8 protein-coding genes are annotated in these 9,034 nt (G+C 72.6%); all 8 read right to left on the reverse strand.

Going from position 1 to position 9,034, the window contains the following annotated elements; translation table 11 throughout:
• Window positions 1-173: 173 nt before the first annotated feature.
• Window positions 174-644, reverse strand: coding sequence for a universal stress protein (locus QZX64_RS05665; RefSeq protein ID WP_295657633.1), 471 nt, complete (start codon window positions 642-644; stop codon window positions 174-176).
• A 25-nt stretch (window positions 645-669) separates the two neighbouring features.
• The gene (locus QZX64_RS05670) at window positions 670-2,607 is read right to left on the reverse strand and encodes a M13 family metallopeptidase (RefSeq protein ID WP_295657634.1); all 1,938 of its coding nucleotides are present in this window, start codon (window positions 2,605-2,607) and stop codon (window positions 670-672) included.
• 24 nt (window positions 2,608-2,631) lie between these two features.
• Complete coding sequence (locus tag QZX64_RS05675) at window positions 2,632-3,615, reverse strand: NADPH:quinone oxidoreductase family protein (RefSeq protein WP_295657635.1); 984 nt, start codon at window positions 3,613-3,615, stop codon at window positions 2,632-2,634.
• Window positions 3,616-3,723: 108 nt separating this feature from the next.
• Window positions 3,724-4,452, reverse strand: a complete 729-nt coding sequence (locus QZX64_RS05680) for an SRPBCC family protein (RefSeq protein WP_295657636.1) — start codon at window positions 4,450-4,452, stop codon at window positions 3,724-3,726.
• A 4-nt stretch (window positions 4,453-4,456) separates the two neighbouring features.
• Entirely contained in the window at window positions 4,457-5,311 is an 855-nt protein-coding gene (locus tag QZX64_RS05685; protein ID WP_295657637.1) for a xanthine dehydrogenase family protein subunit M, read from the reverse strand.
• Window positions 5,308-7,809, reverse strand: a complete 2,502-nt coding sequence (locus QZX64_RS05690; RefSeq protein ID WP_295657638.1) for a xanthine dehydrogenase family protein molybdopterin-binding subunit — start codon at window positions 7,807-7,809, stop codon at window positions 5,308-5,310. The genes QZX64_RS05685 and QZX64_RS05690 overlap by 4 nt, the downstream gene beginning before the upstream one ends.
• Complete coding sequence (locus tag QZX64_RS05695) at window positions 7,806-8,285, reverse strand: (2Fe-2S)-binding protein (protein WP_295657639.1); 480 nt, start codon at window positions 8,283-8,285, stop codon at window positions 7,806-7,808. Before QZX64_RS05695 ends, QZX64_RS05690 begins: the two co-directional genes overlap by 4 nt.
• Before the next feature lie 575 nt (window positions 8,286-8,860).
• Entirely contained in the window at window positions 8,861-9,019 is a 159-nt protein-coding gene (locus tag QZX64_RS05705) for a DUF1905 domain-containing protein (protein ID WP_295657640.1), read from the reverse strand.
• Between the last annotated feature and the right edge of the window lie 15 nt (window positions 9,020-9,034).

Below are 9,034 nucleotides of genomic sequence, written 5' to 3' on the forward strand. Positions count from 1 at the left end.
CCACCGATAGGGATGCACCCGGATGCCCCGCTCGAGCGCCACCGTGAGCGTCGTGGTGAACGACAGCACGTCGACGACGACCGCGACGTCGGCGTCGACCGCCACGGCGGCCGCGCCGGTCGGCCCCCACTCCATCCGGACCGCGTGCCCGGCCTGCCGGTGCGCCGGGTCGATCACCGCTTCTCGGTGGGCACCACGACGACCGGGCAGGGCGAGTAGCGCACCACCTGGTCGGCGGTCGAGCCGAAGCCCAGGCCGTGGAACCCACCCGCACCGCGGGAGCCGACGACGAGCATCTCGGCGCCCTGCGCCAGCTCGAGCAGCCGCGACGACGACTGGCCGTGCGCGACGTGCAGCCGCACCGTGCACGTCGGCGGCAGGTCCAGGCGCGCCAGGTCGGCGAAGAGCGCCTCGCGGACCGCCTCCTCGAAGTCGGCCCGCGGCGGGACGTAGCCCGGCGCCATGCCCGCCGGCTTCGGTGCGTTCGTGAGGCTCCACGCGCGCAGCACGTGCAGCGTCACCTGCAGGCGCGCGGCCAGGCCGGCCGCCCACGTGACGGCCCGGCCGGAGGCCTGGGAGCCGTCGTGCCCCACCACCAGCCCACCGGAGACCTGCTCGGTCGGCACCTCGTCGTGCTCGGACATCGTCGTCTCCTCGGTTAGTGGGTGGTCACCAGATGCGGACGCGCTCGTCGGGCTCGAGCCACAGGCCGTCGCCCGGAGCGGTCTCGAAGGCCTCGTGGAACTCATCGAGGTTGCGCACGATGTTAGCCCGGAACTCCGGCGGCGAGTGCGGGTCGATGGTGAGGTACTGCCGCTCCTGCTCGAGGCGGCGCTTGGTGCGCCAGCAGTAGGCCCAGTTGAGGAACACGGTGCGACGGTCCTCGACCGGCGCCTCGCCGCCGGAGGCGATGAGGTAGGCGGTGTGACCGATGGTGAGGCCGCCGAGGTCGCCGATGTTCTCGCCGACCGTCAGGGCGCCGTTGACCTTCTCGTCGGGGAGCGCGCGGGGGGAGAACGCGTCGTACTGCGCGACGAGCGCCTTGGACTTCACCTCGAAGGCCGCCTTGTCGTCGGCGGTCCACCAGTCGTTGAGGTTGCCCTCGCCGTCGTACTGCGCGCCCTGGTCGTCGAAGCCGTGGCCGATCTCGTGCCCGATGACCGCGCCGATGCCGCCGTAGTTCTCGGCCGGGTGGGCGTCGGGGTCGAAGAACGGCTTCTGCAGGATGCCCGCGGGGAAGCAGATCTCGTTGGTGCCGGGGTTGTAGTAGGCGTTGACGGTCTGCGGCAGCATGAACCACTCGTCGCGGTCGACGGGCGAGCCGATCTTCGCCAGCTCCCGGTCGGTCTCGAAGGCCGCCGCCGCAGCCACGTTGCCCATCAGGTCGCCGGGCGCGATCTGCAGCCCGGAGTAGTCGCGGAACCTCTCGGGGTAGCCGATCTTGGGCCGGAAGGTGGCGAGCTTGTCGAAGGCGCGCTGCTGGGTCTCCTCGCTCATCCAGTCCAGGCGCGAGATCGACTGGCGGTAGGCCTCCAGGAGGTTGGCGACCAGGTCGTCCATGAGCGCCTTCGACCGCGGCGGGAAGTGGCGGGCGACGTACTCCTTGCCGACGGCCTCGCCGAGCGCGCCCTCGACCAGCGACACCCCGCGCTTCCAGCGCTCGCGGAGCTCGGGGGTGCCCGAGAGCGTGCGGCCGTAGAAGTCGAAGTTGGTCTCGACGAAGTCGTCGGTGAGGTACGGCGCGGCCGAGCGCAGCACCCGCACCATCAGCCAGGCCTGCCACGCCTCGACGGGGGCCTCCTCGAGCACCGTGGTGAGGTGCTCGAAGTACGACGGCTGGCGCACGCAGGTCTCGGCGATCGTGGCGCTGGTCCCGCCCAGGTTGGTGATGTAGGCGTCCCAGTCGAAGGCGGGTGCCAGCTGCTTGAGCTCCTCGAGCGTCATCAGGTTGTAGGTCTTCTGGACGTCGCGCGTCTCGGCCCGCTCCCAGTGGCCCTTGGCCAGCCGGGTCTCGAGCTCGAGCACCTGCTGCGCGGTCTGCCCGGCGTCGGGACGGTCGGCCAGCTCGAGCAGCCGGGTGAGGTAGGCGAGGTACTTCTCGCGGATCTCCGCGAACTTCTCGTCGCGGTAGTAGCTCTCGTCGGGCAGGCCGATGCCGCCCTGGACGAGGTTGAACAGGTAGCGGTCGGACTTGCGGGCGTCGGTGTCGACGTAGGAGCCGAAGAGCCCGCTGCCGCCGACGCGCTCGAACCGACCGAGGAAGGCGGCGAGGTCGCGGATGTCGCGGAGTCCGTCGACGGCCTCGATGAGCGGGCGGACGGGCCGCGTGCCGAGCTCGTCGACCGTCGCGGTGTCCATGAAGGAGGCGTAGAGGTCGCCGATCTTGCGTGCCTCCGCCGACGCCGCCTCGCCGGCGGCCAGCTCCTCGATGATGACGCGCACGTGCTCCTCGGCAGCGTCGGCGAGGGAGACGAAGGGTCCCCAGCTCGACCGGTCGCTCGGGATCTCGGTGGTCTCCAGCCAGGTGCCGTTGACGTGGCCGAAGAGGTCGTCCTGGGGCCGGATGTCGTGGTCCATGCCCGCACGGGCGTCGTCGAGGGTCGTCACCCGGCCCACCCTAACGAGGTGCGTCTACTGCTGGCGGACGTGCACCACGGTCTTCCCCAGGACTCGCCGCTCGTCGATCTCGGCCAGCGCCCGGCCGAAGTCGCCCAGGCCGTACGTCGCGCCGACCGGCGGCCGAATCGTGCCGTCGGCCAGCATCGGCGCCAGCGACTCCCACTGCGCCTGCAGGTAGCCCGGTCGCACCATCGCGTAGGCGCCCCACCCGACGCCGCGCACGTCGACGTTGTGGAGCAGCAGCCGGTTGACCCGGACCTCGGGGATGCCCTGGCCGGCCGCGAACCCGACCACCATCAGCCGGCCCTGCGGGGCCAGGGTGCGCAGGGCGTCGGTGAACCCGTCCCCACCGACCGGGTCGACCACGACGTCGACGCCCCGGCCGCCGGTGAGCCCGCGGACGGCGTCCCGGAACCCCTCGAGCAGCACCACCTCGTCGGCGCCCGCCACCCTCGCGACCGCGGCCTTCTCGTGGGTGGAGACCGCCGCGACGGTGCGGGCGCCCAGGCCCCGGGCGACCTGGAGGGTCGCCGTACCGACGCCGCCGGAGGCGCCGAGCACCAGCACGGTCTCGCCCTCGCGGAGCCCGGCCCGCTCGGCGAGGGTGAAGTGGGCGGTCAGGTAGTTCATCGGCAGCGCCGCGCCCTCGTCGAAGGAGACGTCGTCGGGCAGCCGGAACGTCGACCCAACGGGGTTGGCCACCAGCTCGGCCGCGCTGCCGTACGGCGCGACACCGCACACCCGCATCCCCGGCTGGAGCCCGCCCTCCCCCGAGGCGGCCCCCGACACCACCACGCCCGCGAAGTCGGCGCCCAGGGTGAAGGGAGGCTCCGGCCGCAGCTGGTACTCCCCCCGGCTGAGCAGCAGGTCCGGGAACGAGACACCCACGCTGTGCACCTCCACCAGGACGTCGTCGGGCCCCGGCACGGGCTCCGCGACGTCTCTCACCTCGAGGTCGGCCGGGCCGGTGGTGGTGATCACCTGGACTGCGCGCATGGGCGCGAGCCTAGGGCGGTGAAGGGTTCACGGAGGCTGGTGGGCCGGCCGTGGCGGGACACGGTGGTCAAGCGCCTGCCGCCCCTCGAGAGCGCGAGCGGGGCGCCCTCAGCCGCGGGAGAGCAGGCGGCGCAGGACGAGGACGACCAGCAGCGCAGCCAGCGCCTGCCTCCAGTAGGAGCGCGCCAGGACGGGGAGCACCGCCGCGCCCAGGTCGAGGGCCTCCGGCTCGGCCGGAGGCGCCTCGACCTGCAGGGGAGGCGCGGCGGTGGGATCGGGGGGTGCCACGGCCAACGCGGCGGGTGCGCCGCCGGCGACGTCCTCGGCGGCGTCCTCGGTCGGCGGGGGCGGCCCGGACGCGGCGGTCGGCGACCCTGCGTCGCCCTCGCCCCGGAGGCGCTGCTCGAGGCAGGCCACGAACTGGCCGAGCAGCTTGTCGGAGACGTCCTGCATGACGCCCCGGCCGAACTGCGCGGGCTTGCCGGTGATCGCGAGCTCGGTGTGGACGGCCACGTCGGTCGAGCCGGCGGGGCCGCCCGCGTCGGTCATGGTGACGGTGACGTGGGCACCCGCCGTGCCGTTGCCGCGCTTGTCCTTGCCCTTGGCGTCGACCACGAAGCGCCTGCCCGCCTCGTCCTTCTCCACGAAGGTGCCGGAGCCGTTGTAGACGAGCGCGACCGGCCCCAGCTTGACCTTCACCGACCCGGCGAAGCTGTCGGCCTCGGCGGAGGTGACCTGGGCGCCGGGGAAGCACTCCGCCACCGAGGCGATGTCCTGGAAGTGGGCCCAGGCCTCCTCGACGCCGGTCGGCACGGTGAACCGGTGGCTCAGCTCCATCGGCTCACGCGCCCGCCGCGGCCAGCACCGCGCGCCGCGTCAGCACCCCGGCCAGGTGCCTGCGGTAGTCGGCCTGCCCGTTGAGGTCGGAGGGCGGGTTGGTGCCCTCGGCGGCCAGCGCGGCCGCCTCCCGGACGGCGTCCTCGGTGACCGGACGCCCGGCGAGCGCCTCCTCCACGGAGTGGGCCCGCAGCGGCGTGGATCCCATGTTGGTGAGCCCGACGCGCGCCTCGGCGATCGTGCCGCCCTCGGTGCGCACGGCCACCGCCACCGCCACGATCGGCCACTGGTGGGCCACTCTCACGAACTTCTCGTAGTGGGCCCCCCAGCCGGTGTGCTTGGGCACGCGAACCTCGACGAGCAGCTCCCCCTCGGCGATCGCGGTCTCGAAGAGGCCGACGAAGAAGTCGCTCCCGGCCACCGTGCGGCTGCCGGAGGGCCCCGCGACGACGAACTCCGCCCCCAGGGCCAGCACCGGCGCGCCGAGGTCGCCGGCCGGGTCGGCGTGCGCGAGGGCGCCGCCGAAGGTGCCGCGGTGCCGGACCTGCGCGTCGGCCAGGTGCTCCTCGGCCTTGGCCAGCAGCGCGGCGTGCTCGTGCACGAGCGGATCGTGGTGGACGTCGTGGTGGGTGGTCATGGCCCCGATGACGATGGCGTCGCCGTCGTCACGGATGCCGCGCAGCGCCGGGATGCCGCCGAGGTCGACGACGACCTCCGGCGCGTTGAGCCGCATCCGCAGCACCGGCAGCAGGCTCTGCCCACCGGCGATCACCTTGGCCTCGTCGCCGTGCTCGGCCAGGGCGGCCAGCGCCTCGTCGAGGGTGGTGGGAGCGACGTACTCGAACGGGGTGGGGATCATCGGTCTGCTCCATCTGTGCGGTCGACGGTGCCCTGCATGCCGGTGGAGGCGTCGAAGTGCGGCGCGGCCGCGCCCTCGGTGTCGGTGCCGCCGCCGCCCGCGACGTCGTGGATGGCGCGCCACACGCGCTCGGGCGTGCACGGCATCTGGATGTCGTCGATGCCGAGGTGGCGGATCGCGTCGACGACGGCGTTGACGACCGCCGGGGTCGAGGCGATGGTGCCGGCCTCGCCGACGCCCTTGGTGCCGAGCGTGTTGGTGGTCGAGGCGGTGGAGCGGTGCGAGACGTCGAAGCTGATGGTGTCGGCCGAGGTGGGCAGCAGGTAGTCGACGAAGGAGCCCGACACGAGCGTGCCGGAGTCGTCGTACACCGCCTCCTCCCACAGCGCCTGCGCGATGCCCTGGGCGAGCCCGCCGTGCACCTGGCCCTCGACGATCATCGGGTTGATGACGGTGCCGACGTCGTCGACGCAGGTGTACTTGCGCATCAGCACGCCGCCGGTCTCGGTGTCGACCTCCATGGCGCACAGGTGCGTGCCGTGGGGGTAGTTGAAGTTCACCGGGTCGTACGTCGCGTCGCTGTCGAGGCTCGGCTCGATCCCGTCCGGCAGGTTGTGGGCCGCGAAGGCGGCCATCGCGATCTCCGCCATCGCCAGTCCCTGGTCGGTGCCGCGCACGCCGAAGCGGCCGGCGCTGAACTCGATGTCGTCGACGGAGGCCTCGAGCAGGTGGGCCGCGATCGGCTTGGCCTTCTCGATCACCTTGTCGGCCGCCCGGACCAGCGCCTCGCCGCCCACGACCAGCGACCGGGAGCCGTAGGTGTCCAGGCCCTTGGAGGCGATCGAGGTGTCGCCGTGGAGGATCTCGACGTCCTCGAAGGCCACCCCGAGGCGGTCGGCGACGATCTGGCTGAACGCCGTCTCGTGCCCCTGTCCGTGCGCCGAGGCGCCGGTGGTCACCTCGACCGTGCCGGTGGCGAGCATCCGGACGCTCGCGTGCTCCCAGCCGCCCGCCCCGTAGTTGAGGCTGCCCAGCACCCGGCTCGGCGCGAGCCCGCACATCTCGGTGAAGGTGGAGACGCCGATGCCCAGCTGCACCCGGTCGCCGGCCTCGCGGCGCCGCCGCTGCTCGGCCCGCAGCTCGTCGTACCCGAACCGGTCCTTGGCCTCCCGCGTCGCCGACTCGTAGTCGCCGGTGTCGTACTCGAGCCCCGCGACGGTGGTGAACGGGAACTCCTCCTTGGTGATCCAGTTCTTCTCGCGCACCACGAAGGGGTCGACGCCCACCTCGGCGGCGAGCTCGTCCATGAGCCGCTCGATGGCGTACGTCGCCTCCGGCCGCCCGGCGCCGCGGTAGGCGTCGGTCCAGGTCTTGTTGGTCAGGACCGTCTGGCAGCTGAAGTGGTAGGCGGGGAACTTGTAGATCGCGTTGTACATGAAGGCGCCGAGCACCGGCACCCCACCGCCGATCAGGGATACGTAGGCGCCGAGGTCGGCGATCAGCTCGACCTTGAGGCCGGTGACGGTGCCGTCCTTCTCGGCGGCGAGGGTCAGCCGCTGCCACTGGTCGCGGCCGTGGTGGGCCGTCATCAGCGACTCCGAGCGGGTCTCGGTGTACTTCACCGGCTTGCCCAGCCGGCGGGCCACCGCGAAGGTGATCATCTCCTCCGGCGTCTGCTGGAGCTTGCCGCCGAAGCCGCCGCCGACGTCCGGGGCGATGACCCGGATCTTGGACTCCGGGACCCCCGTGCTCGCGGCCAGCGCGAACCGCAGGATGTGGGGGATCTGGGTGGCGGACCACATGGTGATCTGCTCGCCGGTCGGGTCCACCACGGTCGACCGGGGCTCCATGAAGGCGGGGATGAGCCGCTGCTGGCGGTACTCCCGCTCGATCACGATGCCCTCGGCGCGGGCCCTCGCGATCGCCTGGTCGGCGTCGCCCCCGGTGCCGGCCTCCGCGGAGTCGAACGTCCACAGGGCCGACCTGTTGGTGCCGAGGTCGGGGTGCGCGAGCACGCCGTGCTCAGCGTCGGCGGCCGCCGCCTCCTTCAGGTCGAGCGCGGCGGGCAGCTCGTCGTACTCCACGTCGACGAGCTCGGCGGCGTCCCGGGCGGCGGCGGCGCTGCGAGCGACCACGACCGCGACGGTCTCGCCGGCGAAGGCCACCCGGTCGCTCGGCATCGGCACGTGCGCCGGTGTGACCTGGTCGGTGGTGATCGCCCAGGCGTTGATGCAGGCGCCCTGGGACTCGCCGAGGTCCTTGCCGGTGAGCACCGCGACCACGTTGGGCGCGGCCTGCGCCTCGGTGACGTCGATGCCGGTGATGGTGGCGTGGGCGAAGGGGCTGCGGACCATCGCGAGGTGCAGCATGCCGGGCAGGGTGATGTTGTCGGTCCAGCGCGAGCGACCGGTGATGAGGCGCTGGTCCTCCTTGCGGCGGCGGTCGCGGCCGATCTCCTTGGCCGCGGCCGTGTCGGGCCGTTCCTGCGTGGCGGTCACCGGGCACCCCCGGCGGCGTGCAGGACGCTCTTGACGATGTTGTGGTAGCCCGTGCAGCGGCAGAGGTTGCCCTCCATGCCCAGCCGCACGTCCTCCTCGGTGGGGCTCGGGTTCTCGTTGAGGAGGTCGACCGCCTGCATGATCATCCCCGGCGTGCAGAACCCGCACTGGAGGCCGTGGCACTCCCGGAACGCCTCCTGCACCGGGTGCAGCTGGCCGTCGGCGTGACCGCCGGTGGCGGCCAGGCCCTCGATCGTGGTGACCTCGTGCCCGCTCGCCTGGACGGCGAGCACGTTGCAGGACTTCACGCTGCGACCGTCGAGGTGGACCGTGCACGCGCCGCAGTTGCTGGTGTCGCACCCCACGACGGTGCCGGTCTTGCCCAGCGTCTCGCGCAGGTACTGCACCAGGAGCATCCGTGGCTCCACGTCGTCGGTGACCTTCGAGCCGTCGACGGTGACTTCGATCCGGGTCATGTGTGCAGCCTCCTGGGCGGGCGTCGTACGGCAACGGGGTGTGATGCCGGTCACGGTAGGACTCAGCGGTTGGCCGATGGTTGGCCGCCGGCCGACACCGTTCCGCAGTTCATGACGTCTTGCTGACACCATCAAGACGTCGCTATGGTGTCGTCATGACATCGAGGCGCGGCGTCGTCCGGCGCGTGCTCCGGGAGCGTCGCGACCTGCGCCTGCTGCTCACGGCCAACGTGGTGTCGCTGAGCGGCGACTGGATCCTCGGGATCGGCGTCGCCTACGCCGTCTACGACCTCACCGGCTCCACGCTCGCCTCGGGCGGCACCCTGCTGGCGGCGTACCTCCCGCAGGTGGTGGCGGGGCCGCTCGCCGGCGTCCTGGTCGACCGCTGGGACCGCCGCCGGACGATGGCCGGCGCGCCGGCCATGGCGGTGGCCGTGCTGCCGCTGGCTGGTCACCGCGAACGCGCTCGACGGCCAGGTGGGCTCGGTGCCCGGCTCCTCGGCTCTGCGGCGTGCGGGTCGTGCGCTCCTCGCCGGTGCTCGTCCACCGTGCGGCCGGGACGACCACACGCCCCACTAGACGTCGACGAACAGCCGCACCGACACCGTGTCACCGAGCGCGATCTCCTCCGCCTCGCGGATCCGGTCCTTGAGCGGCACGACGTAGCCGCCGTCCTTGGGCCACAGCGAGGTGGTCCACTCGGTCTTCCCGATGGTGACCGTCACCGGGATCATCCCCCAGCCGTAGGT

The sequence above is a fragment of the uncultured Nocardioides sp. genome, from assembly GCF_902805925.1.
Taxonomy (GTDB): domain Bacteria; phylum Actinomycetota; class Actinomycetes; order Propionibacteriales; family Nocardioidaceae; genus Nocardioides.

Bases quoted from the DNA above. Each gene is read 5' to 3' on its own strand.
- QZX64_RS05665 (WP_295657633.1), bottom strand. From the start codon at position 644: ATGTCCGAGCACGACGAGGTGCCGACCGAGCAGGTCTCCGGTGGGCTG.
- QZX64_RS05675 (WP_295657635.1), bottom strand. From the start codon at position 3,615: ATGCGCGCAGTCCAGGTGATCACCACCACCGGCCCGGCCGACCTCGAG.
- QZX64_RS05680 (WP_295657636.1), bottom strand. From the start codon at position 4,452: ATGGAGCTGAGCCACCGGTTCACCGTGCCGACCGGCGTCGAGGAGGCC.
- QZX64_RS05685 (WP_295657637.1), bottom strand. From the start codon at position 5,311: ATGATCCCCACCCCGTTCGAGTACGTCGCTCCCACCACCCTCGACGAG.
- QZX64_RS05695 (WP_295657639.1), bottom strand. From the start codon at position 8,285: ATGACCCGGATCGAAGTCACCGTCGACGGCTCGAAGGTCACCGACGAC.
- QZX64_RS05705 (WP_295657640.1), bottom strand. From the start codon at position 9,019: ATGATCCCGGTGACGGTCACCATCGGGAAGACCGAGTGGACCACCTCG.